This window comes from Streptomyces sp. NBC_00984, assembly GCF_045162475.1.
Classification (GTDB): Bacteria; Actinomycetota; Actinomycetes; order Streptomycetales; family Streptomycetaceae; genus Streptomyces.
In genome coordinates, this window is the sequence record NZ_CP108734.1 from 4,167,940 (window position 1) to 4,191,805 (window position 23,866).

The 23,866-nt window shown below is 71.4% G+C and carries 29 protein-coding genes; 10 read left to right on the forward strand and 19 right to left on the reverse strand.

Annotated features, from left to right (window positions below):
• Positions 1-72: 72 nt before the first annotated feature.
• The 3 genes from OG520_RS18430 to OG520_RS18440 form a co-directional block, all read right to left on the reverse strand.
• The gene (locus tag OG520_RS18430; protein WP_406013884.1) at positions 73-1,323 is read right to left on the reverse strand and encodes a GNAT family N-acetyltransferase; all 1,251 of its coding nucleotides are present in this window, start codon (positions 1,321-1,323) and stop codon (positions 73-75) included.
• A gap of 67 nt (positions 1,324-1,390) precedes the next feature.
• A complete protein-coding gene (locus tag OG520_RS18435) occupies positions 1,391-2,374 on the reverse strand; it encodes an asparaginase (protein ID WP_406013885.1) in 984 nt (327 codons plus the stop codon).
• Between the two features lie 46 nt (positions 2,375-2,420).
• Positions 2,421-3,041: an ABC transporter substrate-binding protein gene (locus OG520_RS18440; protein ID WP_399334559.1), complete on the reverse strand. Its 621-nt coding sequence runs from the start codon at positions 3,039-3,041 to the stop codon at positions 2,421-2,423.
• 116 nt (positions 3,042-3,157) lie between these two features.
• Between OG520_RS18440 and dtd the strand changes: the two genes are divergently transcribed.
• A complete protein-coding gene (gene dtd, locus OG520_RS18445; RefSeq protein ID WP_385335552.1) occupies positions 3,158-3,607 on the forward strand; it encodes a D-aminoacyl-tRNA deacylase in 450 nt (149 codons plus the stop codon).
• A 27-nt stretch (positions 3,608-3,634) separates the two neighbouring features.
• Here the strand turns inward: dtd and OG520_RS18450 are convergent, their stop codons facing one another.
• The 3 genes from OG520_RS18450 to OG520_RS18460 all read right to left on the reverse strand — a co-directional run bounded on the left by OG520_RS18450 (position 3,635) and on the right by OG520_RS18460 (position 5,783).
• Entirely contained in the window at positions 3,635-4,600 is a 966-nt protein-coding gene (locus tag OG520_RS18450) for a YgfZ/GcvT domain-containing protein (protein ID WP_389977997.1), read from the reverse strand.
• Between the two features lie 67 nt (positions 4,601-4,667).
• A complete protein-coding gene (locus OG520_RS18455) occupies positions 4,668-5,141 on the reverse strand; it encodes a Fur family transcriptional regulator (protein WP_266416233.1) in 474 nt (157 codons plus the stop codon).
• 69 nt (positions 5,142-5,210) lie between these two features.
• Positions 5,211-5,783 carry an FABP family protein gene (locus tag OG520_RS18460; protein WP_385335558.1) on the reverse strand — a complete coding sequence of 191 codons (573 nt, stop codon included), beginning with the start codon at positions 5,781-5,783 and terminating at the stop codon, positions 5,211-5,213.
• A gap of 348 nt (positions 5,784-6,131) precedes the next feature.
• Between OG520_RS18460 and OG520_RS18465 the strand changes: the two genes are divergently transcribed.
• Complete coding sequence (locus OG520_RS18465) at positions 6,132-6,494, forward strand: DsrE family protein (RefSeq protein ID WP_124717294.1); 363 nt, start codon at positions 6,132-6,134, stop codon at positions 6,492-6,494.
• 34 nt (positions 6,495-6,528) lie between these two features.
• On the opposite strand, the gene OG520_RS18470 is transcribed toward OG520_RS18465, so the two are convergent.
• The 8 genes from OG520_RS18470 to OG520_RS18505 form a co-directional block, all read right to left on the reverse strand.
• On the reverse strand, positions 6,529-6,786 hold the full coding sequence (locus OG520_RS18470) for a DUF3099 domain-containing protein (protein ID WP_266416239.1): 258 nt from the start codon (positions 6,784-6,786) through the stop codon (positions 6,529-6,531).
• 197 nt (positions 6,787-6,983) lie between these two features.
• The gene (locus OG520_RS18475) at positions 6,984-7,271 is read right to left on the reverse strand and encodes a DUF1416 domain-containing protein (protein WP_018490348.1); all 288 of its coding nucleotides are present in this window, start codon (positions 7,269-7,271) and stop codon (positions 6,984-6,986) included.
• Between the two features lie 51 nt (positions 7,272-7,322).
• A complete protein-coding gene (locus tag OG520_RS18480; RefSeq protein WP_399334566.1) occupies positions 7,323-8,168 on the reverse strand; it encodes a sulfurtransferase in 846 nt (281 codons plus the stop codon).
• 160 nt (positions 8,169-8,328) lie between these two features.
• Positions 8,329-8,436 (reverse strand): putative leader peptide, encoded by a 108-nt coding sequence (locus tag OG520_RS18485; RefSeq protein ID WP_350983699.1) that lies wholly within the window; start codon positions 8,434-8,436, stop codon positions 8,329-8,331.
• Positions 8,437-8,662: 226 nt separating this feature from the next.
• Positions 8,663-9,352, reverse strand: coding sequence for a DUF2993 domain-containing protein (locus tag OG520_RS18490; protein ID WP_406013886.1), 690 nt, complete (start codon positions 9,350-9,352; stop codon positions 8,663-8,665).
• 131 nt (positions 9,353-9,483) lie between these two features.
• Entirely contained in the window at positions 9,484-10,932 is a 1,449-nt protein-coding gene (locus tag OG520_RS18495; protein WP_406013887.1) for a hypothetical protein, read from the reverse strand.
• A gap of 10 nt (positions 10,933-10,942) precedes the next feature.
• Positions 10,943-11,197, reverse strand: a complete 255-nt coding sequence (locus OG520_RS18500) for a MoaD/ThiS family protein (RefSeq protein WP_124717298.1) — start codon at positions 11,195-11,197, stop codon at positions 10,943-10,945.
• Positions 11,198-11,238: 41 nt separating this feature from the next.
• Positions 11,239-12,135: an alpha/beta hydrolase family protein gene (locus OG520_RS18505; RefSeq protein WP_406013888.1), complete on the reverse strand. Its 897-nt coding sequence runs from the start codon at positions 12,133-12,135 to the stop codon at positions 11,239-11,241.
• 275 nt (positions 12,136-12,410) lie between these two features.
• Here OG520_RS18505 and OG520_RS18510 point away from each other — a divergent pair, with 275 nt between their 5' ends.
• From OG520_RS18510 to OG520_RS18535, 6 genes are all read left to right on the forward strand, one after another.
• On the forward strand, positions 12,411-13,214 hold the full coding sequence (locus OG520_RS18510) for a winged-helix domain-containing protein (protein WP_406013889.1): 804 nt from the start codon (positions 12,411-12,413) through the stop codon (positions 13,212-13,214).
• Positions 13,215-13,238: 24 nt separating this feature from the next.
• The gene (locus tag OG520_RS18515; RefSeq protein WP_266416251.1) at positions 13,239-14,276 is read left to right on the forward strand and encodes a LacI family DNA-binding transcriptional regulator; all 1,038 of its coding nucleotides are present in this window, start codon (positions 13,239-13,241) and stop codon (positions 14,274-14,276) included.
• 105 nt (positions 14,277-14,381) lie between these two features.
• Positions 14,382-15,512, forward strand: a complete 1,131-nt coding sequence (locus tag OG520_RS18520; protein WP_406013890.1) for a S1C family serine protease — start codon at positions 14,382-14,384, stop codon at positions 15,510-15,512.
• 10 nt (positions 15,513-15,522) lie between these two features.
• Positions 15,523-15,690: a hypothetical protein gene (locus OG520_RS18525; RefSeq protein WP_266416254.1), complete on the forward strand. Its 168-nt coding sequence runs from the start codon at positions 15,523-15,525 to the stop codon at positions 15,688-15,690.
• A gap of 47 nt (positions 15,691-15,737) precedes the next feature.
• On the forward strand, positions 15,738-16,469 hold the full coding sequence (locus OG520_RS18530) for a response regulator transcription factor (RefSeq protein WP_406013891.1): 732 nt from the start codon (positions 15,738-15,740) through the stop codon (positions 16,467-16,469).
• Entirely contained in the window at positions 16,466-17,893 is a 1,428-nt protein-coding gene (locus OG520_RS18535) for a sensor histidine kinase (protein ID WP_399334583.1), read from the forward strand. The genes OG520_RS18530 and OG520_RS18535 overlap by 4 nt, the downstream gene beginning before the upstream one ends.
• A gap of 32 nt (positions 17,894-17,925) precedes the next feature.
• Here OG520_RS18535 and OG520_RS18540 read toward each other — a convergent pair whose 3' ends face one another.
• Positions 17,926-18,516: a TetR/AcrR family transcriptional regulator gene (locus OG520_RS18540; RefSeq protein ID WP_399334585.1), complete on the reverse strand. Its 591-nt coding sequence runs from the start codon at positions 18,514-18,516 to the stop codon at positions 17,926-17,928.
• A gap of 222 nt (positions 18,517-18,738) precedes the next feature.
• On the opposite strand from OG520_RS18540, the gene OG520_RS18545 reads away from it, so the two are divergent.
• Entirely contained in the window at positions 18,739-20,676 is a 1,938-nt protein-coding gene (locus OG520_RS18545; RefSeq protein ID WP_406013892.1) for a serine/threonine-protein kinase, read from the forward strand.
• Positions 20,677-20,695: 19 nt separating this feature from the next.
• On the opposite strand, the gene OG520_RS18550 is transcribed toward OG520_RS18545, so the two are convergent.
• Both OG520_RS18550 and OG520_RS18555 read right to left on the reverse strand, forming a co-directional pair.
• Entirely contained in the window at positions 20,696-21,589 is an 894-nt protein-coding gene (locus OG520_RS18550) for a phosphatidylinositol-specific phospholipase C (protein WP_406013893.1), read from the reverse strand.
• Positions 21,590-21,752: 163 nt separating this feature from the next.
• Positions 21,753-22,487 carry an ArsR/SmtB family transcription factor gene (locus OG520_RS18555; RefSeq protein WP_406013894.1) on the reverse strand — a complete coding sequence of 245 codons (735 nt, stop codon included), beginning with the start codon at positions 22,485-22,487 and terminating at the stop codon, positions 21,753-21,755.
• 32 nt (positions 22,488-22,519) lie between these two features.
• Here OG520_RS18555 and OG520_RS18560 point away from each other — a divergent pair, with 32 nt between their 5' ends.
• Positions 22,520-22,807, forward strand: coding sequence for a hypothetical protein (locus tag OG520_RS18560; protein ID WP_406013895.1), 288 nt, complete (start codon positions 22,520-22,522; stop codon positions 22,805-22,807).
• Here OG520_RS18560 and OG520_RS18565 read toward each other — a convergent pair whose 3' ends face one another.
• Positions 22,808-23,203 (reverse strand): GNAT family N-acetyltransferase, encoded by a 396-nt coding sequence (locus OG520_RS18565; protein WP_406013896.1) that lies wholly within the window; start codon positions 23,201-23,203, stop codon positions 22,808-22,810. It abuts the gene before it with no gap.
• Entirely contained in the window at positions 23,200-23,571 is a 372-nt protein-coding gene (locus OG520_RS18570) for a hypothetical protein (protein WP_406013897.1), read from the reverse strand. Before OG520_RS18570 ends, OG520_RS18565 begins: the two co-directional genes overlap by 4 nt.
• Positions 23,572-23,866 lie beyond the last annotated feature (295 nt).

Genomic DNA, 23,866 nt, shown 5'->3' on the forward strand with positions numbered 1-23,866 from the left:
TCGTGTACTACGCACCCGGGGAGGCCGGTCAAGGAGCGGTGGCGATGCGGGCGTTCGACGGGAACCGGTTCCTCAGAACACGTCCGGGCACCAGGCCCGCCGTCCCGCCCGGAACATCCCTTCCGCCACCGCCGCCGCGCCCGGGGTGAGTTCCTCGACACTGCCCAGGGCCGCCAGGCGGGCGGGGGACTCGTCGCCCAGATAGAGGGTGCCCAACTCCCGTATGTCCAGGGCGAGATCGGCGTCGGCCGTGGTGGGGGTGCAGCTGGCGCCGGAGGCGGAGGCTTCGAGGCGGTAGCGGCCGGCGGTCAGGCCCGTGGCGTCGTGGATGTCGAAGGTGAGCGTGCCGGGTACCGCGTAGGTGCGGGCCTCCAGGGCGCGTACGACGTCCAGGACGCGCACCCACAGCCAGTCCGCCTGGGTCACGACGCGGGCCGCGCGCGGGTCCGGGAGGAGGAGGGGCAGCAGGTCGTCGGGGGCACGGTGGCCGGAGCGGACCGTGGTGATCCAGTCGATCGAGCAGACGAAGTGCCACAGCGCGCGCTCGGCGGCCGGGGTGACGGCGATCTGTCCGAGCACCGTGGCCCGGTTCAGCGGCTGCTTGGCATCGCCCCAGTTGTCGTCGGCGCGGTAGGCGATCAGGCCGTCGGCCTCGCCGGCCGCGTTGCTGTAGACCGCGTAGAAGGGCTCCGTCCAGGTCTCGGGGCCGGGCCGGACCTCGCCGGTGTTCACTTCCCACCAGCGCGCGTCGCGGTTGATCACACCGTGCTGCCGGGCGCGCAGCCGGTCGTGGATCACCGGGCCCAGCTTGCGTACGTCCGCGCCGCTCACCAGGTCGATCCGGCCGCCGTCCTGCGCGGACGGGCCCGACCCGCGCGGGTCGAGACCCGCCCTCGGTACGTCGATCTCCCACTCGGTGGTCCAGGCCGCCGGGCCGAAGCCGTACCGCCCGTAGATCGGGTACTCGGCGGCGATCAGCGTGGCGACCACGTCACCGCGCTCCTTCGCCGCCGCGAGGTCCGTGGCCATCATCCGGCTGAGCAGCCCGCGGCGGCGGTGCGTGGGCGACACCGTGACATTGGAGATCGCGTCGGCCGGCACCGCCGCACCGCCGACGACCGTGAGCTCCTGCGCGAAGGAACGGAACGTGGCCACGCACCGCCCACCGTCGAACGCGCCCTGCGTGCGGGCGAGATCGGTGTGCGGAAGGCGCCGCTCCGCCTCCTGTTCCGTCCCCGTCGGCGCTTGCAGGAAACCGGTGTGCTTGGCGCGCAGCCAGTCGGGGAACTCGGCGGCGGTGATCGTACGGACGTCAAGAGCCATACGGACCACGCTAGGCACACGGCCCACCGGATGTCGCCCGGTTTTCCGCCACCGCGGAACGGGCTGGTCAGAAGGCCGCCCGAATGTCGCCGACCTCCCCGCCACCGCCCAGCAGCGGCGCGTGTCCGATCCGGGAGACCACCGGGGCGTCGATGCCGAGCAGGCGCAGCGAACGGGCCAGTACCGGACCGAGCGCCCGCGTCGCACCGTCGTCGATCTTGAAGGCCAGCGCCCGGCCGTCCGCCAGCGCCACCGCCTGCACCGCCTCGGCGCCCATCTTGGAGAGCGTGCCCGGCACCTCCCGCATCAGCCAGGTGTCGGGGCGACGGGTTCCGGCCACGTACTCGGGGTGGGCCCGCATCGCGTCCCCGACCCGGCGCTCCGCCGTCCCCGGCTCCGACAGCACGAAGGAACGGAAGGCCCGCGCCAGGCCCACCAGGCTGATCGCCATCAGCGGCGCCCCGCACCCGTCCGTACCCACCGCCGCGACCGGCTCGCCGGCCGCCTCCTCGACGACCTGGTGGACCAGCTGCTGGAGCGGGTGCGACGGGTCGAGGTAGGACTCCTGGTCCCAGCCGTTCACCGCGCACACCGCGAGCATCGCCGCGTGCTTGCCGGAGCAGTTCATGGTGATCCGCTCCCGGACGTGGCCCGCGGCGAGATACGCCTCCGCCTCCGCCGGGTCCAGCGGCAGATCGGGCGGGGTCTGCAGATCGCCGGGCGTCAGTCCGTGCTCGGCGAGCATCGTGCGGACGAGTTCGAGGTGGAAGTCCTCGCCGGAGTGGCTCGCGGCGGCCAGTGCCAGCCGCTCCCCGGACAGATCGAGCCCGGCCCGCAGCACGGCCGCGGCCTGCATCGGCTTGTTGGAGGAACGCGGGAAGACCGGCGCCGCCGGGTCGCCCAGGGACCGCTCCACACTGCCGTCGGCGGCCAGGACGACCAGCGAGCCCCGGTGATGGCCCTCCACGAAGCCGGACCGTACGACCTCGGCCAGGACGGGGAGAGCGGGGGATATGACGGATGGGGCGGCGGGGGCGGCGCTGGAGGTCATGGTGGCCTTCCGGGGACGGGCGGAACCCGCCCCCGGAAGGGTCGCTTCAGGCGAGCAGGTCGTCTACTTGTGCTTCACCGTCACGGTACCTGCGGGCGATCTCGGCGCTGCAATCGTCCGTGGTGCGTTGCAGCTGGTGACGGCGGCGGGACACCTGCTGTTCGTAGCGGACCAGGCGCCCCATCGCGGTGTGCAGCTCCTCGTCCGTACGGGCGTCGAGGTCGGAGAGTTCGACCTCGGCGAGCGTCTCGGCGGCCAGCCTGCGGTACTCGTCGCTGCGCGGCGTGGTGAGCGTGACGTGCCGGGCGGAGGAGCGGTGCAGGGACGGGGTGTCGGCGAGGATCTCCGAGAGCCGGTCCACCACCGGTGTCTCCGGATCCAGCCGCCGGGCCAGTTCGGCCCGCAGGATGTCGATCCGGCCCTGGACGAGTCGGCGCACATAACTGAGGTCGGCCTCGTCACGCTGCGCATCGCGGCGCAGTGTGCGCAGCTCGGGCAGCCGCAGGGCGCCCAGCTCGGGCTGCGGCCCGGCGGACAGGCCGTCCTGCAGACCGTGACCGGTTCGCTGCACGGGTGGGCGCATGATGCTGGTGCTCGTGCTGGTGCTGGCGCCGGTACGCGTGACCGGTACGGCGCCGGGGGACTGCCCGGTTCCATAGGTACTCATACTTGTGTCCATCCCCTCGACCGGTGCGTCGGCACACCGCCTTCCGAGCATGGTGCCACTCCAGTGGGCCTGTGTGGATGCTCTGTACCCGTTCAGCCCAAGATAGGTTGGTCTGTATGCGTGCAGTGATACAGAGGGTGGACGGCGCGAGCGTCACGGTGGCCGACGGCGCGGACGGGTCGGGCGGGCCCGAGGTGGTCGGCGAAATCGTCGGCGAAGGGCTGTGTGTGCTGGTGGGAGTCACCCACGGGGACACCCCGGAGAAGGCGGCGCAGCTCGCCCGCAAGCTCTGGTCGCTTCGCGTCCTGGAGGGCGAGAAGTCCTGCTCCGATGTGAATGCACCGCTTCTGGTGATTTCGCAGTTCACTCTCTACGGGGACGCCCGGAAGGGCCGCAGGCCCACCTGGAACGCCGCGGCGCCCGGTGAGGTCGCCGAGCCTCTGGTCGACGAGGTGGTGGCGCAGCTGCGGGCGCTGGGCGCGCAGGTGGAGACGGGCCGGTTCGGAGCGGACATGCGGGTCTCGCTCACGAACCACGGCCCGTTCACCGTCGTCGTCGAGGTCTGAACCGGCCCGGTCACGACACGGGACGCCCTACGGCTCGACGACCGTCTCCTGGGCCGCGGCCGTCTCCCCCGCGAGCAGTTCGGCGTCCACCGCGACGTTCCGCTTGACCAGGGCCAGCGCGATCGGCCCCAGCTCGTGGTGGCGGGCGGACGTGGTGATGAAGCCCAGCTGGCGCCCTTCGGCACCGTCCGCGGCGAGCCGTACCGGCGTGCCGTGTCCGGGCAGCAGGACCTCGCTGCCGTCGAGGTGCAGGAAGACCAGCCGGCGCGGCGGCTTGCCCAGGTTCTGCACCCGGGCCACCGTCTCCTGGCCGCGGTAGCAGCCCTTCTGGAGGTGTACGGCGGTGCCGATCCAGCCCAGCTCGTGCGGGATGGTGCGGTGGTCCGTCTCGAAGCCGAGGCGCGGGCGGTGCGCCTCCACGCGCAGTGCCTCGTACGCCAGGATGCCGGCCACCGGGCCGTGCGCCGCCGCGTACTCCTCCAGGTCGGCGCGGGGCAGGAAAAGGTCCCGGCCGTACGCCGTCTCCCGTACCGTCACGCCGTCCGGGACCTCCGCGATGGAACCGGCCGGCAGATACACCACGGCGAAGTCCTCGGTGCGGTCGGCGACTTCGACCCGGTAGAAGAACTTCATGGACTCCAGGTAGGCGACGAGGTCGCCCTGGGTGCCCGGCTCGGCGTGCATCCACACGGTCTCGCCGTCGTCGACGAGGTAGAGGGCGTGCTCGATGTGCCCGTTGGCGGTGAGGATCAGGGCCTCGGTGGCCTGGCCCGGGGCGAGTTCGCTGACGTGCTGGGTGAGCAGGAGGTGCAGCCAGGCCAGCCGGTCGCTGCCGGTGACGGTGACGACGGCGCGGTGCGAGAGGTCGACGAGGCCGGAACCGTCGGCGAGGGTGCGCTGCTCGCGGAACAGGTCGCCGTAGTGCGCGGCGACGCCTTCGTCGCGGCCTTCGGCGGGGACGGCGCCGGGCAGGGACAGCAGGGGGCTCTTCATGCGACCAGCGTACGACGCGGTATGAACAACGCCGTCCGGGAGCCACCGGCCGGCCGCCGAACGAGCCCTACGGCTTGGGCCCGGCCGCTTCGGCGGACGTCCCGTCGGCGTCCTCGGACGCCGCCTTCGCCGTGCACCCGGCGCAGCGGCCGAAAATCGCGAAGTGCTTCATGTCCGTCTCGAACCCGAAACTGCTCTGCAGCTTCGCGGTGAACTCGGCGACGACATCGACGTCGGCCTCGATGACGTCCGTGCAGTCGCGGCAGACCAGGTGGATGTGGTGGTGACGGTCGGCCAGGTGGTACGTGGGCGCCCCGTGTCCCAGATGGGCGTGGCTGACCAGCCCCAGCTCCTCCAGGAGCTCCAGGGTCCGGTAGACGGTGGAGATGTTCACGCCGGACGCGGTCCTGCGCACCTCGGAGAGGATGTCGTCGGGCGTCGCGTGTTCCAGCGTGTCGACGGCTTCCAGGACAAGCTGCCGCTGCGGCGTCAGCCGATAGCCGCGCTGCCGGAGATCGGTCTTCCAGTCGGTGCTCACCACACGCCCAGTGTAGGACCGGGTGAGCACCTGTCCGCTGCTGTGTGCGAGCGGAACCCGCGAGCCGGTGGGCTACTTGAAGAAGGCGATGCCGTCGTCCGGCAGGTCGCCGAGGCTCTTCGCCATCGCCTCGACCTCTTCCGGGGTGACGACCTTCTTCAGGTGCGCCGACATGTACGGACGGAGCTCCACCTCGGGGGTGGCCTTCTCGCCGACCCACATCAGGTCGCTCTTCACATAGCCGTACAGCCGCTTGCCACCGCTGTACGGGCCGGAGGCCGCGGTCCGGGCCACCGCGTCGGTGACCAGGTCGATCTGCGGCTTCTTGTCGGCCAGCTCGCCGTACCAGATCTCGATGACGCCCTGGTCACGGACCATGACGACCTCGACCTTGCGGTCCTTGTCGATGCGCCAGTAGCCGGACTCGGACTCCAGCGGCCTGACCTTCTCGCCCTCGGCGTCGAGCACCCAGCTGTGCGAGACGTACTCCAGGAAGTCGCGGCCGTCGTGGCTGAAGGTGACTTCCTGGCCGAAGTTGCACTGCTCGGCACCGGGGAAGTCGGAGACACCCGCGCCCGCCCAGTTGCCGAGGAGGAAGGCCAGCGGGACGAGGTCCGGGTGGAGGTCGGACGGGATCTCGATCATGAGCGGCTCAGACGATCTGTGAGGTGGGGGTGGCTGCGGACGTGACACATCGGGTGCGAGGTGTCACGTTGCTGTGACGGGGCACCCGCGCAAACGGAGGCGGGGCGTGCGCGGAGTGGTCAGCGCTGACCCTGGTAGAGCTTCTTCACGGTCACGCCGGCGAAGGCGAGAACGCCGACACAGACCAGGACCAGCAGGGCGGAGAAGAATGCCTCAAGCACGGAAACTCCTTGCAACGAGCGTTATGGCAGCAGTACGGGGCCGGGCCCCAGCCTAATGGGTTGGGGCCCGGCCCGCCGGTCCGGGGCTTGGCCGGGCCCGCCCCACCCGACGATTACAGTTCGGCGTATGCCGAAGAAGCTCGTGATCAAGGTGACCGCAGGTGCCGACTCCGCCGAGCGCTGCTCGCAGGCGTTCACGGTGGCCGCGGTCGCCGTCGCCAGTGGCGTGGAGGTCTCGCTCTGGCTGACCGGGGAGTCCTCCTGGTTCGCACTGCCGGGACGCGCCGCCGAGTTCGAGCTGCCGCACGCCGCGCCGCTGCCGGATCTGATCGAGTCGATCCAGGCGGGTGGCCGGATCACCCTGTGCACGCAGTGCGCGGCCCGCCGTGACATCACCGAGCAGGACGTCCTGGAGGGCGTACGGATCGCCGGTGCGCAGGTCTTCGTCAGCGAGATCATGGCCGACGGCGTCCAGGCCCTCGTCTACTGATACCGCCGAGGGGCGACGCGCCCGCGGAGGGGCGCTACCGCCGTTTCTTGCCGTCGAGCTCGTCCCACCACTCGTCGGACTTCGGGTCGCCGGACGGATCGTCCCACCAGCGGTCGTCAGGCCCCCGCCGATTGGCGACCATGGCCGCGACGGGCGGGATGACCATCGCCACGACGCACATCGCTATCGCGGCGGGCATCGACCAGAGCCTGACGAAGGACCAGGCCGATACGAAGAGGACGATGCAGCCGCCCATCATCAGGAAATAGCCGCGACGGCGCCGCGCGTACATGACTCCAGGGTAGGCCTCATCGCCGCCCGTGCGAACGACTCGGACCTGCCCGGACGGCACGAAGGGCCGTACCCCGTCCAGGAAGGCGTCCAACCCCCTGGGGCACGGCCCTTCGGCCGATCCGTGTCGCGGCACGCGGGCCGCGGCGGGAAACGCAGGAACCAGGCCCTGTCCGGTCCTGATCCGAACGGAAGAACCTAGACGGCGATCGCGACCTCGGAGAGGCCACCGGTCTGCGCGACGACCGTGCGGTCGGCGCTGCCGCCCGGGACGAGGGCGCGCAGCGTCCAGGTGCCCTCGGCCGCGTAGAAGCGGAACTGTCCGGTCGCCGAGGTCGGGACCTCGGCGGTGAACTCGCCGGTCGAGTCCAGCAGGCGCACGTAACCGGTGACGGGCTCGCCGTCACGGGTCACGCTGCCCTGGATGGTGGTCTCACCGGGCTTGATGGTCGAAGCGTCGGGGCCGCCGGCCTTTGCTCCACACATGGTGTTACGTCCTTCTGGGTCGGGGGTCGTGCTGGTCCGGGTCGTGCGGAGTTACTTGTTGGCGCCGAGCTCGATCGGCACACCCACGAGGGAGCCGTACTCGGTCCACGAACCGTCGTAGTTCTTGACGTTCTCCTGGCCGAGCAGCTCGTGCAGCACGAACCAGGTGAGCGCGGAGCGCTCGCCGATACGGCAGTACGCGATGGTGTCCTTCGCCAGGTCGACCTGCTCGGCCTCGTAGAGGGCCTTGAGCTCGTCGTCCGACTTGAAGGTGCCGTCGTCGTTGGCGTTCTTCGACCACGGGATGTTGCGGGCGCTCGGCACGTGGCCGGGGCGCTGGGACTGCTCCTGCGGGAGGTGCGCCGGGGCGAGCAGCTTGCCGCTGAACTCGTCGGGCGAACGCACGTCGACCAGGTTCTGGTTGCCGATCGCCTTCACGACGTCGTCGCGGTAGGCGCGGATCGACTCGTCCTGCGGCTGGGCCTGGTACTCGGTGGCCGGGCGGGACGGGATCTGGTCGCCGTCGACCAGGTCGCGGGAGTCGAGCTCCCACTTCTTGCGGCCGCCGTCGAGCAGGCGGACGTCCTGGTGACCGTAGAGCTTGAAGTACCAGAACGCGTAGGACGCGAACCAGTTGTTGTTGCCGCCGTACAGGACGACCGTGGTGTCGTTGCCGATGCCCTTCTCGGACAGCAGCTTCTCGAACCCGGCCTGGTCGATGAAGTCGCGGCGGACCGGGTCCTGGAGGTCCTTGGTCCAGTCGATCCGGATCGCGTTCTTGATGTGGTTCTTCTCGTACGCCGAGGTGTCCTCGTCGACCTCGACGAGAGCGATCTTCGGGTCGTCGATGCGGGCCTCGACCCAGTCGGCGTCTACCAGGACGTCACTGCGGCTCATTCTGTTCTCCTCCGGGGCAGTCTGCGGCGAGATGATGCGAGACGGTGCGTGATGCGGGTGTACGGCGGCGCGGCGTGCGGCACACGTACAACGGCGATCGGGATGGGCCCTGACGTCGGTCCGAGGGCCGGGGGGAATGCGGGGTGCCGAAGGCTCCCGCTCAGACAGTGCGACAGAGCATGGCGGCGACGCGGCACAGGTCCACTGCCCGCCGCTTCGTGAGATCCGCCCGTCCCCGCTGCGGGAGACCGCCAATAGAGCACTGCATGGGACCGATCGTAGGGAGGTACGGGCGGACATGTCACCGCCGTGTCGAATCCTGAGACGCGATCGTCCGTCATACGAGATGGGAAGGGGATCGGGGCGCCCCTCGCACCGCTCCCGTGCCGTCGGCGGGCATCGGCCATCTACGGATCGGACATGGCCGTCTCAATATGTGGCGCGCGCAGGCGTCGAGGCATGCGGCGGGCGGGGCACGGTCCGGGCTCGGGGCCTCAACCGGCGAGCTGCACGTCCGCACCCGTGACCGAGATCTCCAGGCCGTCGGCGGTCGGCTGGATCCTCTGGAGCTTCAGACCGCTCGGCAGGCCGCCGACCTCCCGGTCGAAGTCGGTCTTCTGGCGCACCATCCCCTCCAGTCCGGGGACGCCCGCACCCGGCACCTTGTCCGCGTGCACCCGGAGGGTGTGTCCGTCGACGAGGGTGACGGTGGAGAGCACGCTGCGCGAGATCGGGCGGCCGAGCATGTCGACCGTGCCGGTCACCTTCACCTTGTTGTTGCCGCCGTACTCGACGGCGACGCCGTCGCTGGCGGCCTCGGTGAGGTCCTTGTACGAGATGACGGCGGTGCCCGTGGCTCGGGCGGCGGTGGCGCTGGAGTAGTCGTCGGCCGGCTTCACGTCGTGCAGCGCGGCGTCCATCCTGCTGATCCGGAGCCTGCGGCCGTTGGTGGCGGTCTCGATGCCGGTGATCTCGACATCGACCTCGTCGAACCGGCCCCCGGCGACCTGTGTCAGGAACGGGAATCCCTTGATGGAGACGTCCGTCGAGCCGATCGTGGCACCGGTGATCCGGATCCGCCCGGCCGCCTCCGACTCGGCGAAGTACACCGCCGCCCGGTCGACGGCGACGAAGATCCCGCCCAGGACCACCACGATGACCAGCAGTATCCGCAGTGCACGCATGCCCGCTCTTTCCCCCACCCTGCTATCCGGCCGGACCCCGGGCGCCCGCACGTCCACCGAACGTGCACGGCGCCCCGGGTGATCGACGAGTGGGCACCCCTCTTCGGTTCCCGGGGCGGTCCGGTCCCGCGCTACGAGATCGCGCGGCCGATCAGGTACACGGCGGGCGCCGCGGCGGTGAGCGGCAGCGCCACACCGGCGGTCATGTGGACGAAGCGCGACGGGTAGTCGTAGCTCGCCACCCGCAGCCCGATCAGCGCGCAGCCCCCCGCCGCGAGGCCGAGCAGCGCGCCCTTCGTGCCCAGGTCGGTGAGTGTCCCGACCACGGCGCCACCGCCCGCGGCGGCGAGCAGCGCCGCCACGACCGAGGCCGGTCCGGGCAGCGGCACCGCGCGGACGAGCACCGCGACCGCGACGGCCACCGCGCCCACCGTCACCGCGTCCGGGACCGCCGCGAGGTGTCCGGCGGCCAGGACCGAGAGGGCGGCCGACGCGACGGTGGCCATCAGCCCCTGCATCCGCTCGTCGGCGCTCGCATGGCTGCGCAGCTGGAGGACCACGGTGAGCAGCACCCAGATGCCGAGGGTGCCGAGGATGGCGGCCGGTCCGTTCTCCCGGCCCGCGGCGAGCAGCGCGATGTCGGCGACGAGGCCGCCCGCGAACGCGAGCGCGATGCCCTGCCGGGCCGGCCACATGCCGTTGAGCCGGAACCAGCCGGCCGCGGTCACGGCCTGGAGCAGCACCAGCGGTACGGCCAGGGCGTACGGCCCGATCGCGGCGCCCAGGGCGAGCAGCAGCCCGAGTCCGGCGGTGATCGCGGCGGGCTGCATGCCCGGCGCGATGATCGGCGAGCGGCCCTCGGCGCGGGCCCGCTGGGCATCGGTGATGCGGCTGTTGCCCAGGGTGGTGGGGGCGCTGTAGCCGGCCGCGTCGTGCGCGGAGTCGGGAGGCGTGGCGCCCTGGGCGGGCCCGGCCGGCTCGGCGGCGGGGGCGGCAGGTGCCACCGGTGCCTCGGGCGGCAGCGGGTACGAGCCCGAGGCGCCCTGCGGCGACAGATGGGGTGGCAGGTAGGCGGTCTCGGCGGCGGCCGGAACGGGCTGCACGGGCTGGGCCGGCTGCGCGTGCCGGGCGGACTGGATGACCGGCTGGTACCGGGTGTCCCAGGTCTGGCCCTCCCACGTCTGCGCGACAGCGGGGTCCTGCGGACCGTGGGCCGCGGGCGCGGCGGGCTCCTGCGCGTAACCCCCCGGCCAGGCCTGCCCGGGGCCCGCCTGCGGTGCCTGGGGCCCCTGGTTCTGGTCGTACGCGCCCTGCGCCTGCTGCGGGGATCCGTACGACGGATACGAGGGCTGCTGACCGTACGGCTGCGCGCCGTAGGCCTCTCCCCCGTACGGCTGCGCACCGTACGGCTGCGCACCGTACGACTGGTCGCCGTACGACTGGTCGCCGTACGACTGGTCGCCGTACGACTGCGCACCGTGTGCCTGCGGCTCCCGGCCGTCCGACGGGACGTCGTGGCCCGGACCGTACCCGTGACGCGGGTCCTGTCCGTACGGATGCTGCTGATCGTTGCTGCTCATGTTCTGCGGTTCACCCTCCTGCGAACGGCGGGAGCACCTCGACCGTGCCGCCCTCGGCAAGGCGTACGGTCTCATGGCCGCGGGTCCCCACGGGGTCACCGTCGATGAGGAACGAGCACCTTTGCAGCACTCGGGTGAGCTCTCCGGGGTGCCGTTCACGCACGGCGTCGAGCGCCTCGGCGAGGGTCGCAGCCGTGTACGGCTCCTCCGCGGTCCCGGCCGCGGCCTTGGCGGCGGCCCAGTAGCGGATGGTTCCCGCAGGCATGGCGCCACTCCTCTCGTCTCTCGTCAGCTGTCCATCATCGGTCACGGCGCCGTCGCCCAGTCGGCGATGCGGGTGAGCAAGGTCTCGTCCGCGGCGTTCTCCGCATGACCCATGCCGCGCTCCAGCCACAGTTCGGCACCGTCGCCCGCCGCGTCGGCCAGCGAGCGCGGGTGGTCCAGCGGGAAGTACGGGTCCCGGTCGCCGTGCACGATCAGCAGCGGCGCCGGGGCGATGAGCCCGGCGGCCTCGACCGGCGAGAGCGGCACCGGATCCCAAGCGTTGCGGTCGATCCGGGTGTGCAGGCCGTAGCGGCCGACCATCCGGCCCACGGGGCGGGTGACCACCCAGTGCAGGCGGCGCATCGGGGCCGTGCCCCGGTAGTACCAGCGGGCGGGGGCGCTCACGGCCACCACCGCATTCGAGTGCGCCTCTGTACGCGCCCCGGTGCGCCCCTCGCGCTCCGCAACGCCACCGGCTTCCGCGTCGTCCGTCGGCCGCGCCGCGTACAGCGCCCCGTGCCGCAGCACCACGGAACCGCCCATCGAGAACCCGACGGACACCACCCGGCGGTGTCCGAGCGCCCGCGCCCACGCCACCGCCGCCGCCAGATCCAGCACCTCGCGATCGCCCACCGTCGACCGCCCGCCGGACCCGCCGTGCCCCCGGAACGAGAGCGTGACCACGGCCGCACGCCCGGCGAACACCCCGGCGGCACGGCGCACCGCGGGCCTGTCCGCCGAACCGGTGAAACCGTGCGCGAGCACGATCGCAGTACCGTCGAAGGATGCCCCCGCAGCTGCCCCGGCACCCGCCGTACACGGTTCGTACAACGCCTCGATCCGCACCCCGTCATCGGTACGCAATGTGGTGCGCAGGGGACCGGGCGTGATCGAGGGAACAGCGGAACTCCGAAATCGCCCCTCGGACACAGAACTCATGTGGGCTATTGTGCTGGGAAGAGGATCCGGGCAGAGCAGCCCCCGGGTCCTTTTGTGCTTTCCAGGCGTTGTTACGGCGACGTTTCCACAAGCTCAGCGGTCCCAGGGCGCGGGGCCGCACCCGTGGGACCAGCACGAACCGTACGAAGAAGTGCCGCATACTCCCCCGGGCCCGGCCCGGGAGTGCCCCTCTCGCAGGGAACGAGGAGGACCGACGTAATGGGCGAGCGAACCGTGCACGATCATCGACCGACGACCCAGGCAGGTGGGCGGCGATGAGTTCACTGCTGCTCCTGACGAATGCCCTTCAACCGTCGACGGAGGTGCTTCCCGCCCTCGGTCTCCTGCTTCACAGCGTGCGGGTGGCGCCGGCCGAAGGCCCCGCTCTCGTCGACACCCCCGGTGCCGACGTCATCCTGATCGACGGCCGCCGCGACCTCCCCCAGGTGCGGTCGCTCTGCCAGCTGCTGCGGTCCACCGGACCGGGCTGTCCGCTGATCCTCGTCGTGACGGAGGGCGGTCTCGCGGCCGTCACCGCCGACTGGGGCATCGACGACGTACTGCTGGACACGGCGGGACCGGCCGAGGTCGAGGCCCGGCTGCGGCTGGCCACCGGCCGGCAGCAGATCACCGCCGACGACTCACCGATGGAGATCCGCAACGGCGACCTCTCGGTCGACGAGGCCACGTACAGCGCGAAGCTGAAGGGCCGGGTCCTGGACCTGACCTTCAAGGAATTCGAACTGCTCAAGTACCTTGCGCAGCACCCGGGCCGGGTCTTCACCCGCGCCCAGCTGCTCCAGGAGGTCTGGGGCTACGACTACTTCGGCGGCACGCGCACGGTCGACGTCCATGTGCGGCGGCTGCGCGCCAAGTTCGGCCCCGAGCACGAGTCGCTGATCGGCACGGTCCGCAATGTCGGCTACCGCTTCGTGGCACCCGAGAAGGTGGAGCGCGCGGCCGAGGAGGCGAAGGACCGGGCCGCGGCGAGGGCGGCCGCCGAACCCGTAACCCGTTCGGAGCAGTCACGGGCTGCCGGGATGCCGGAAGAAGCCCCGGTCCGGCCTGCCGGAAGGTAGGTATATCCGCGTAGACTGCCGCGCGTGGCCAAGGTGACGCGGGACGATGTGGCGAGACTGGCGGGGACGTCGACCGCGGTCGTCAGCTACGTCATCAACAACGGACCGAGGCCGGTCGCCCCGGCCACGCGCGAGCGGGTACTCGCCGCGATCAAGGAGCTGGGCTACCGGCCGGACCGGGTTGCCCAGGCGATGGCCTCGCGGCGGACCGATCTCATAGGGATGATCGTGCCGGACGCCCGGCAGCCGTTCTTCGCGGAAATGGCGCACGCGGTCGAACAGGCCGCCGCCGAGCGCGGGAAGATGGTGCTCGTCGGCAACTCCGACTACCGCGACGAGCGCGAGGTCCACTATCTGCGGGCCTTCCTCGGCATGCGGGTCTCCGGCCTGATCCTGGTCAGCCAGGGCCCCAGCGAGCGGGCGGCGGCCGAGATAGAGGCGTGGGACGCGCGGGTCGTGCTGCTGCACGAGCGGCCGGAGGCGATCGACGACGTCGCGGTCGTCACCGACGACGTCGGCGGGGCCCAGCTCGCCACCCGGCATCTGCTGGAGCACGGCAACGAGTACGTGGCCTGCCTCGGCGGCGTGGAGTCCACCCCGGCGGTCGGTGACCCGGTCGCCGACCATGTCGAGGGCTGGCGCCGGGCGATGCACGAGTCGGGACGTTCGACGGAGGGGCGGCTCTTCCAGGCCCCGTACAACCGTTACGACGCCTATCAGGTGGCGCTGAAGCTGCTCGCCGGGCCGGACCGGCCGCCGGCGATCTTCTGCTCGACGGACGACCAGGCCATCGGGGTGCTGCGGGCCGCGCGCGAGCTGCGGATCGATGTGCCCGGGGAGCTCGCGGTGGCGGGCTTCGACGACGTGAAGGAAGCCGGTCTGACCGATCCGCCGCTGACGACGGTCTTCTCGGACCGCCCGGCGATGGCACGGGCCGCGGTGGACCTGGTGCTCGACGACTCGCTGCGGGTGTCGGGGTCGCGGCGGGAGCGGCTGAAGCAGTTCCCCTCGGCGCTGGTGGTACGGCGCTCCTGCGGCTGCGGGGAGCCGACGGCCAGGTAGGCCGGGCCTCGGGCCGCCACTCCTTATATCGGGCATACGAGGTTCTGCCGGGCTTCTCAGGACGTGCTCAGGCTTCTCTCATCTTCGGCGGACACGCTCGTAGGCATGACAGAGAGCCAGCGCCCGAGCGGCGAGTACCCGATGTACCCCTCGTACGGCAACGGCGACGCGGCCTACCCGCCGCCGCCGTCATACCGGCCCGCGCAGCCGATCGCGACGGGCCCCGGAACCACCGTGTGGCCCGGCGGGAACGGCGCCGACGGGCACGGCGGCGACGGCGGCAGCGGACCCGCCTTCCCGCCGCCCGCGCCGCCGGAGCCGGCCGCGCCCCGGCACCGGGCCAGGCGGCCGGTCGCCCTGCTGGCGGCCGTGGCAATCGCGGCGGCGATCGTCGGCGGCGGCACCGCCACCGTCATCGAGCAGCTCACCGGCAACGGCTCGAACAGCGCGAGCAGCGTCATCCCCGGCACCACCGTCTCGCAGAGCAGCAAGGGCACCGTCGCCGGTGTCGCCAAGGCCGTCTCGCCGATGATCGTCGAGATCAACGCGACCTCGACCGCGGGCGAGTCCACCGGCTCCGGCGTGATCATCACCTCCGACGGCGAGATCGTCACCAACAACCACGTCATCTCCGGCGCCTCGTCGGTCAAGGTGTCGCTCAGCACGGGCAGGACGTACACCGCCGACGTGGTCGGCACCGACCCCGCCAAGGACCTCGCGCTCATCAAGCTCCGGGGTGCGAGCGGCCTGAAGACGGCCACGCTGGGCGACTCCTCGGCGGTCGCGGTCGGCGACCAGGTCGTCGCGATCGGCTCGCCCGAGGGCCTCACCGGCACCGTCACCAGCGGCATCGTCTCCGCCCTCGACCGCGATGTCACCGTCGCCAAGGAGGACGGCAGCGGCCAGGGGCAGGGCGGGCAGGGCGGCAACGGGCAGAGCGGCGGCGAACAGTGGCCGTTCGAGTTCGGCGGCCGGCAGTTCAACGGCGACACCGGCAACTCCACCACCACGTACAAGGCCATCCAGACCGACGCCTCGCTCAACCCCGGCAACTCCGGCGGCGCGCTCATCAATATGAACGGCGAGATCATCGGCATCAACTCCGCCATGTACTCGGCGAGTTCGGCCGGCGGATCCGACAGTTCGAGCGCGGGCAGCGTGGGTCTCGGCTTCGCCATCCCGGTGAACACGCTCAAGACCGACCTCGACACCCTGCGGGCCGGCAACAATTCCTGAGGAGACAGTCGTGCACCACCCCGCCCACACCCCCACCGGCCCGGCCGACCTGGCTCTGCCCCTCGCCCTCGTCACGGAACAGGCCGCGCACGGGCCGCGCCGGGCCCCGGAGGTCCGTGCCACCACCGGTCGCGGGCGCCGGGCCGCACGACGACGCGCCATGGCCGTGCGAGGCTGAGAGGCGGAAGGCACAGCAGCACGGGAACGAGAAGAGGACAACGAGCGATGAGCCCCGCCGAAGACGATCCGCAGCGCATCCTGATCGTCGACGACGAGCCCGCCGTACGCGAGGCCCTGCAACGCAGTCTCGCGTTCGAGGGCTACGGCACCGAGGTGGCCGTCGACGGTCTCGACGCCCTCGTCAGGGCCGAGTCGTACGCCCCCGACCTCATCGTCCTCGACATCCAGATGCCCCGGATGGACGGCCTGACCGCCGCCCGCCGGCTCCGCTCCACGGGCACCACCACCCCCATCCTGATGCTCACCGCCCGCGACACCGTCGGCGACCGGGTCACCGGTCTCGACGCGGGCGCCGACGACTACCTGGTCAAGCCCTTCGAACTGGACGAGCTCCTCGCCCGCATCCGGGCCCTGCTGCGCCGCAGCTCGTACGCGGCCGCGGCGGGCGGCGGCGCCCCCGACGACGATGTGCTGGCCTTCGCGGACCTCCGGATGAACCTCGCCACCCGCGAGGTCACCCGGGGTGCCCGCCGGGTCGAGCTGACCCGCACGGAGTTCACCCTCCTGGAGATGTTCCTGGCCCACCCCCGGCAGGTGCTGACCCGCGAGCAGATCCTGAAGGCGGTGTGGGGCTTCGACTTCGAGCCGAGCTCCAACTCCCTGGACGTGTACGTGATGTACCTGCGCCGCAAGACGGAGGCGGGCGGTGAACCGCGCCTCGTGCACACGGTGCGGGGGGTCGGCTACGCGCTCCGCTCCGGCGGCGGTGACGGATGACCGGCACCCTGCACCGGCTCCGCGCCCTGCCGCTGCGCTCACGGCTCGCGCTACTGGTGGCGACGGCGGTGGCGGTCGCGGTGGCGGCGGTCGCGGCGGCCTGCTGGTTCGTGACGAAGGTGCAGCTGGAGAACCAGATGGATGCCTCGCTGCGCAATGTCTCGGTCAGCGAGGTCTACATGCAGCAGCTGTTCGTCGCATGCACCCACCCCGACCGGGCGACCGTCCCGCCGGTCGGAGGGACGTACACCGTGCAGCTCGTCACCGTGTCCGGGAGCACCTGCACCTCCGCCGGGGCCTCGCCGATCGGCGTGACGGCCGCCGACATCGCCGTGGCCGCCGGTGTGCGGGACAACGCCCTGCACACGGCCAGCACGAAGAGCGGCAAGAAGATGCGCGTGTACACCTACGCGTACGAGACCCGCAACCCGGCGCCCGGCCTGGTCCCGGGAAGCTTCGCGGTCTCCGTCGCCCGTCCGATGAGCGAGATCGACGACCCGCTGTCCACCCTCGCCTGGGTACTCCTGGCCGTCGCCGGTATCGGCGCCGTCGGCGCGGGCGCGGCCGGTCTCTGGGTGGCCCGCACCGGCCTGCGCCCTGTCGACGAGCTCACCGAGGCCGTCGAGCACGTCGCCCGTACCGAGGACCTCACCGTCCGCATCCCGGTCGACGGCGAGGACGAGATCGCCCGGCTGTCCCGCTCCTTCAACTCGATGACCGAGTCCCTGGCCAGCTCCCGCGACCGCCAGTCCCAGCTGATCGCGGACGCGGGCCACGAGCTGCGGACGCCGCTGACGTCCCTGCGCACCAACATCGAGCTCCTCGCCCGCAGCGACGACACCGGCCGCGCCATCCCGCCCGACGACCGCAGGGCCCTGATGACGTCGGTCAAGGCACAGATGACCGAGCTGGCCTCGCTCATCGGCGACCTCCAGGAACTGGCCCGCCCCGACGCCCCCGGCCCCGGCCCGCTCCAGGTCGTCGCGCTGCACGACATCGCGGACACGGCCCTGGAACGCGCCCGGCTGCGCGGACCCGAGCTGACCATCAGGGCGGACCTGACCTCTTGGTACGTACGGGCCGAGCCCGCCGCGCTGGAACGGGCGGTGGTCAACGTCCTGGACAACGCGGTCAAGTTCAGCCCGCCCCACGGCACGATCGAGATCGCCCTGCGCGACGGCGAACTGACCGTACGGGACCAGGGACCCGGCATCCCCGCCGACGAACTCCCCCACGTCTTCGAACGCTTCTGGCGCTCCCCCTCCGCCCGCCAGCTCCCCGGCTCGGGCCTGGGACTGTCGATCGTCGCCCGCACGGTCCAGCAGTCGGGCGGCGAGATCACCCTGCGCCCGGCGGCGGACGGTCCGGGCACGGTCGCCTCGATCCGGCTGCCGGGAGCACCGCAACCGCCGCCGGGACTGTGAGCGCGGGGCGGTCCGGGGAGGCTCGGGGAGGCTCAGCGACCGACCGAACGCCAGATGCGGTGCGGGACCGTTCGGGCGGCTTCGTCCATGTCGATGTCCCCGACGGAGAGCCAGCGGCGTGCGATGCCCGTCACCGGGCCCAGGATCAGTGATTCCAGTACGGGCAGGGGGAGGTCGACGAGATGCCCCGACGCCTGATGGGTGTGCAGCCAGGCCGCGAGCGGGGCCAGCCGGGCCTCCTGGGCGCCCCGGATCTGATGGGCGTGCGCTGCCATCTCGCGGTCCACGGCGACGGAGTGCATGAGTTGTGCCGCATCCGGGTGGAGCTGGACGAAACGCAGGTAGGCCCGCACCACGGCGTGGACGCCGGAGCGGGCGTCGTCCGCCTGCTCCAATGCCCTGACCAGCTCATCCAGGAGGCGGCCCAGCCAGGACTGGGCGAGCGCGACCGCCACTCCCTGAAGGCTGCCGAAGTGGTGGTAGATGCTTCCCGCGCTGACCCCGCTGGCCGAGGTGATCGCGCCGAGCGTGAGGCCCGCTTCGCCCTCCGCCACATAGATGTCGAGTGCGCAGTCGAGCACCTGCGCGGCAGTGGCCTCACCGCGTTGTTGCTTCGGGCTCATCGATGCCGTCCTCGATCCCGGAACCGGTGGTCCCTCGTGGCGTGTCTCCGGAAGTAGCGTAGTGAAGCTTCTGGAATTTTTTCCGGAAGTAGTTCCAATAGCTGCGTGTCGTACCTCAGACTGAACACCGATTGCGCCAAGTCGCAGCACAGCAAACGGATTTCGGATGACTGAGACGGTCCCACGGGCTGCGGCGCGGGACACGCGGGGGAGCGCTCGAAGATGGCCAGCGTGCACAACGACGATCACGAGAGCAGCGAGGACAACGTCGACGGCGGCATCAAGCCGCTGACCGCGAACGACCCGGCCCGCATCGGGCCCTACCTGCTGCTCGGCAGGCTCGGCGCGGGCGGTATGGGCCGGGTCTATCTCGCCCGTTCCGAGGGCGGCCGCACCGTCGCGGTCAAGGTGGTGCACGCGGAGCACGTCGCGGATCCACAGTTCAGGGCCCGTTTCCGCCGCGAGGTCGACGCGGCGAGGCGGGTGGGCGAGCGCTACACGGCGCCCGTGCTGGACGCGGCCCCCGACGAGGAGTACCCCTGGGTGGCCACCGGCTACGTACCGGGGCTCTCCCTCGAACAGATCGTGCGCGGTCACGGCGCGCTCCCCACCGAGTCCGTGCTCGCCCTCGCCGACGGGCTGCTGCGGGCGCTCAAGGACATCCACGCGGCCGGCATCGTCCACCGCGACCTCAAGCCGTCGAACGTGATGCTCACGGTCGAGGGCCCCAAGGTCATCGACTTCGGTATCGCCCGTGCCGTCGAGACCTCGGTCGACTCGCTGCTCACCAGCACGGGGATGGTGATCGGGTCACCGGGCTTCATGGCCCCGGAGCAGATACGCGGCGAGAGCGCGGGCCCGAAGAGCGATGTCTTCACGCTCGGTTGCGTACTGACCTACGCGGCGACCGGCACGCTCCCATTCGGCCACGGGGTGAGCAACCAGCATGCGGTGATGTACCACATAGTCGAGGCCGCCCCCAACCTCGACCGGGTGCGCGACGAGGGCCTGCGCACCCTGATCACCCGCCTACTGACCAAGTCGCCCGACGAACGCCCCTCCGTGGAAGCCCTGTTGGCCGAGCCCAGCCGTCAACGCCTCGCCCCGGCAGCGGCGTCGTGGCTGCCGGCGGACGTGGTGGGTCACCTCGCCCGGCAGTCGGCGCAGCTTCTGGACGCGGAGGCGGCGCCGGTACGGCAGCAGCGTGTGGACCGCAGCACGGTCGGCCTCCGGCCGGCGGGGCCCACTCCCGAGGCCACCCCCGAGGCCGTTCCCGAGGCCGTCCTCGTCGGCGGGACGGCCGAGCCGAAGCGCAAGCGGGAGGGGCGGCGCCGGACGTGGGTCGTGTCCGTACCCGTGGTTCTGGTCCTGGCCGGGGGCGGCGGCACGATGGCCGTGCTGCAACCGTTCAGCGGCGACAGCGGCAACCACGCGTCCCCACCGTCCGCCGGCGCGACGAGCCCGGCCTCCCCGACGTCGCCGTCATCACCGCAGGGCACACCCTCCCCGGGCAGGAAGAGCCCCGACGCCTCCGGCGGCAAGGACAAGAAGGGCGACGACGGCAAGGACGGCCGGAACGGAAAGGACGGCCGGAACGCCGGGGAGGCGGAAGGAGGTTCGGGATCATCCGGCGCGGGCGGCACATCGTCCACGGGCGGGTCCTCGTCCAGCAGCTCGTCCGGTGGCGGCAGTTCGTCGTCGGGGGGCGGCACCGACGCGACGGGAGGCGGAGGGTCGAGCAGCGGGGGTTCGAGCAACACCTCGGGATCCACGAGCAGTTCGGGCGGCGGTGGTTCGAGCGGCGGCTCGGGATCCACGGGCGGCTCGGGCGGCGGGAGCTCAGTCCCCTCGTCGTTCGTGGGCACCTGGAAGTTCGGCGAGACGTACAACACCGGGCAGCCGGGCACCATCACCATCTCCCGTTCGGGTGTGGTGCGCCTGTCCGACTTCCCCTACAACAACTGCCCGTACGAGGCCAAGGTGACCTCCACGGCGAACGGCAAAAGCCGCATCAACGTCAGCGCTTCCAAGCTCGTCGGGCCCAACCCCGGCTACTGCTACACGACCACCGACCCGTCGTTCTATGTCCTCAACGGCAGCGGCATTCGGCACAACGTCGGGCCCGCCAGCGGCGACGGCTACTACTACAAACGATCCTGAGGCCGGAAGCCGAGGAAGCTCAGGCCGCTGGATTGTGCCGGATCAGCGACTCCACCAGGCCCGACCGGGTGGCGGGAAAGTCCAGCGGGACGATCCCGAGCCCGGTCCAGCCCGCAGCCTCCGAGCCGTCCAGGAACGACTGCACCTGCGGGTTGAGCCGGTCGGCGTTCCAGCGCGGTGGCATCAGGGCGGCCGTGCTGACGTAGTTCATGTACAGCTTCCCGGGCTGCTGGGCGGCCTTGCGGAACTGGGCCTCGATCTTCGGGTACTTGGCGAACGGCTCCGCCATGTAGTCGTCCTGGATGTCGAAGAGCTCCGAGTCGGCGTACCGGACACCGGGCAGCCCACCGTTATCGGCCAGCAGCACGACCTTGCCCCGCGCCTCACCCAGCGAGGGCAGTGCCGAATCGATACGGAACAACGGCCGCCAGCCCCGGTTGTCGAGGTAGTCGTCGAAGACCGCCCGGAACGCCGCGTCGCTCTCCTCCGAGTACTCCTGCTTGACCCGCATCAGCACGGTCTCGGTGGGGTGGGCCGCCAGGAAGTCCCAGCAGGCACCCAGCACATCGCCGAACATCAGGTTCTGGTACGAGGCCCCGTGGTGGATCGCGAAGGAGCCACCAGTGATCCGGCACCGCACGTCGAGGAAGCGGATGCCGCTGTTCAACTGCTCGGCGATCGTGGTGTTCTGGCACTCGGTCCACGGGCCGCCGTAGCGGGCGCCGGAGTCGTGCGAGCCGGGGATCGTGAGGCGCTGCAGCGCGGTGGCATCGGGAATGGCGCCCATCCAGTCCTGAGTGGTGCGGACTTGGCGGGCCTCGGCACCGGCGGGGCCCGCGCCGATCAGGACGGTGGCGGTGGCGGCGAGGGCGCCGGCCAGGAAGTTCCGGCGAGTGGCGGTGTACGGGCTCATGCGGGGGTTGCCTCCGTCTGCCGTGGGGGTCAGCCCTCGGATTATGGCGGGTGCACGTCACTTCGGGAACAGCGCCGCGTCACGGAGGCGGTGCCGCGTCACGGAGACAGCGCCGCGTCACGGAGGCGGTGCCGCGTCACGGAGGCGGTGCCGCGTCACGGGCTCAGGCCGAACCCGTGAGCAGGTCCAGCCCCAGCGGGGTGCAGGAGTGCCAGACCGCCTTGCCCTCGCGCTGGGTGACGATGAGTCGTGCGTCCCGGAGCGCCTTCGCGTGTTCGGAGGCCGACGACTTGCTGATGTCCAGTTCCCGGGCGATGTCCGTGGTGGTGAGCTGTTGGGTGAGCAGGCCGAGAGCCGCGGCCCTTGTCCGTCCCAGCAGGGCGCTCAGTGGATGGTCCTCGCCGTCGCGGGCGCCCAGCAGCGGCAGCGGTGTCAGCGCCGGGTAGATGAAGACGCTCGGGGCGTCGTCGTGCACGGCCATCAGGGGCGGGCCGTCCCACACGGCGGACGGCAGCAGCACCAGGCCGTGTCCGGTCAGGGTGACCTCGGCCTCCTTGGCGCAGTCGAGGACCAGGGTCGTCCCGTGCCAGCGGCCACCAGGGATGAGACCGGCCAGCGTCGCGCGCATCCCGTGTTCGGCGAGCTGCCGGGTACGCCAGGCGCGCTCGGCGTCGAAGCCCGACCGGATGCGGCTCCAGGACGGGCCCACGAGGCCCGTGTACGCCGACCGGAGCGACTGCTCCAGCTCCTGCCAGACGGCCGTGTCCCGGTCCGCCAGCCCGCGAAGCCACGGGGTGACCGGACGGCTCGTCCGGCAGACCCTGTCCAGTTCGCCACGGACGGTGTCCGTGGGGGCCGACAGAACCGCGTCCAGGCCGTCTTCCAGTCCTCGGCTCACCGGATCGAGGAACATCGGCCCCGTCGCCGTCGGTGGCACCAGCTCCAGCAGCCTGCGCGCCTCGCGCGGAAAGCCCGCCCGGACCGTGCGATGCCACCGTCCGAAGCCGAGCGGAGGTCGCCGTCGCGACCGCCGACATCGTCTGCAAGCTGCGGACCAATCTGCTGGGGGTGAACTTCGCCGTCGAGGCGGAGTACGAGAACGCCGCCATCGCCGCACACCTGCAGGAGCTGGCGGAGGTCCGTACCCACAAGGCCGCCGGGACCGAACGGCTCCCCGACCTGATGCGCAGGTACGACCGGGCCCCGCGGCCCTTGTGATCAGAGGGCGATCAGCCCGGCCGCCGTCTCCTCGAAGCCGCAGGCATCGAAGTAGAACGGACGCAGGTGCTCCTCGAAGTCGACGTGCAGCCACTCGCACCGCGCGGCACGGGCTTCCTCGGCGCCCTTCGCCACGAGCGCGGCGCCGACCCCTCTCCCCCGTCCGTGCCCGGCGACGACCGTGTCCAGGAGGAAGGCATGGGCTCCGCCGTCCCAGACGACGTTGAGGAACCCGATCAGGCCGCCGTCCTCCCACGCGCAGACCCAGCCCAGGCTGTGCCGCTCGACCCGGGCCCGCCAGTCGGTCCCGGCGACCGGGTGACCGAAGCCCTCGGCATGCAGTGCGTTGAGGGAGGCGTTGTCGAAGTCGCCGCGCCACTCGTACGTGATGGTCACGCCTCGATCGTAGGTGCCACGTCGGCCGCACCGTAGACATGGAAGGAGAGTTGAGGGCGCACGGTCCACTCGATCCAGGCGCCCCGGTGACTCAGCGAGAAGCCGCAGGGTTCGCCGCGATGGAGGGAGCCGATGGCGCCGACGCATCCGCCGCCGTCGACCCAACTCAGCGCCCGATGCCGCTCCATGGGCGGCAGATCAACGGCCAGCGCCCGCACGTTCAGCCGGATGAAGCGGACGGCCTCGGCGGGGTCGAGGGACATGTGCCGGGACACCTCGGCGATCTCGTCCGCCTCCATCGTGCGGTAGGTGACCCGCTCGCACCAGAACACGCGCGTTGCGGAGGGTACGGGTTGTTGCTCGCGCACGGAATTCCTCCTGGCGCCACATCGGGACCGCCCCGCACCTGCGGCCGGCGTGACGAGCGGCAGGCGCGGGACGACCCTTCGGGAACCCCGTTCAACTGGCGCATAATTGAACAGAGTTGGGCACTCCAGGCATGACTCACCGAGGAGCCGAGCCGACTGGAGGCACCACCCGAAGCTAGCGTTTTAAGCGATCCCGTTTCAAGCGTTTGACGTCTAACGAGTGAGGTGCAGATAGTCGACGTGTGCAGCTCGACCGTCTAATCCAAGCCACCCGGATACGCCAAGGGCGGCCCCC

Bases quoted from the DNA above. Each gene is read 5' to 3' on its own strand.
- OG520_RS18430 (WP_406013884.1), bottom strand. From the start codon at position 1,323: ATGGCTCTTGACGTCCGTACGATCACCGCCGCCGAGTTCCCCGACTGG.
- OG520_RS18495 (WP_406013887.1), bottom strand. From the start codon at position 10,932: ATGAGCAGCAACGATCAGCAGCATCCGTACGGACAGGACCCGCGTCAC.
- OG520_RS18500 (WP_124717298.1), bottom strand. From the start codon at position 11,197: ATGCCTGCGGGAACCATCCGCTACTGGGCCGCCGCCAAGGCCGCGGCC.
- OG520_RS18520 (WP_406013890.1), top strand. From the start codon at position 14,382: ATGACAGAGAGCCAGCGCCCGAGCGGCGAGTACCCGATGTACCCCTCG.
- OG520_RS18510 (WP_406013889.1), top strand. From the start codon at position 12,411: ATGAGTTCACTGCTGCTCCTGACGAATGCCCTTCAACCGTCGACGGAG.
- dtd (WP_385335552.1), top strand. From the start codon at position 3,158: ATGCGTGCAGTGATACAGAGGGTGGACGGCGCGAGCGTCACGGTGGCC.
- OG520_RS18475 (WP_018490348.1), bottom strand. From the start codon at position 7,271: ATGTGTGGAGCAAAGGCCGGCGGCCCCGACGCTTCGACCATCAAGCCC.
- OG520_RS18470 (WP_266416239.1), bottom strand. From the start codon at position 6,786: ATGTACGCGCGGCGCCGTCGCGGCTATTTCCTGATGATGGGCGGCTGC.
- OG520_RS18505 (WP_406013888.1), bottom strand. From the start codon at position 12,135: ATGAGTTCTGTGTCCGAGGGGCGATTTCGGAGTTCCGCTGTTCCCTCG.
- OG520_RS18450 (WP_389977997.1), bottom strand. From the start codon at position 4,600: ATGAAGAGCCCCCTGCTGTCCCTGCCCGGCGCCGTCCCCGCCGAAGGC.
- OG520_RS18460 (WP_385335558.1), bottom strand. From the start codon at position 5,783: ATGATCGAGATCCCGTCCGACCTCCACCCGGACCTCGTCCCGCTGGCC.
- OG520_RS18435 (WP_406013885.1), bottom strand. From the start codon at position 2,374: ATGACCTCCAGCGCCGCCCCCGCCGCCCCATCCGTCATATCCCCCGCT.
- OG520_RS18480 (WP_399334566.1), bottom strand. From the start codon at position 8,168: ATGAGCCGCAGTGACGTCCTGGTAGACGCCGACTGGGTCGAGGCCCGC.
- OG520_RS18535 (WP_399334583.1), top strand. From the start codon at position 16,466: ATGACCGGCACCCTGCACCGGCTCCGCGCCCTGCCGCTGCGCTCACGG.
- OG520_RS18540 (WP_399334585.1), bottom strand. From the start codon at position 18,516: ATGAGCCCGAAGCAACAACGCGGTGAGGCCACTGCCGCGCAGGTGCTC.
- OG520_RS18440 (WP_399334559.1), bottom strand. From the start codon at position 3,041: ATGAGTACCTATGGAACCGGGCAGTCCCCCGGCGCCGTACCGGTCACG.
- OG520_RS18490 (WP_406013886.1), bottom strand. From the start codon at position 9,352: ATGCGTGCACTGCGGATACTGCTGGTCATCGTGGTGGTCCTGGGCGGG.
- OG520_RS18465 (WP_124717294.1), top strand. From the start codon at position 6,132: ATGCCGAAGAAGCTCGTGATCAAGGTGACCGCAGGTGCCGACTCCGCC.
- OG520_RS18485 (WP_350983699.1), bottom strand. From the start codon at position 8,436: ATGCAGTGCTCTATTGGCGGTCTCCCGCAGCGGGGACGGGCGGATCTC.
- OG520_RS18545 (WP_406013892.1), top strand. From the start codon at position 18,739: ATGGCCAGCGTGCACAACGACGATCACGAGAGCAGCGAGGACAACGTC.
- OG520_RS18530 (WP_406013891.1), top strand. From the start codon at position 15,738: ATGAGCCCCGCCGAAGACGATCCGCAGCGCATCCTGATCGTCGACGAC.
- OG520_RS18550 (WP_406013893.1), bottom strand. From the start codon at position 21,589: ATGAGCCCGTACACCGCCACTCGCCGGAACTTCCTGGCCGGCGCCCTC.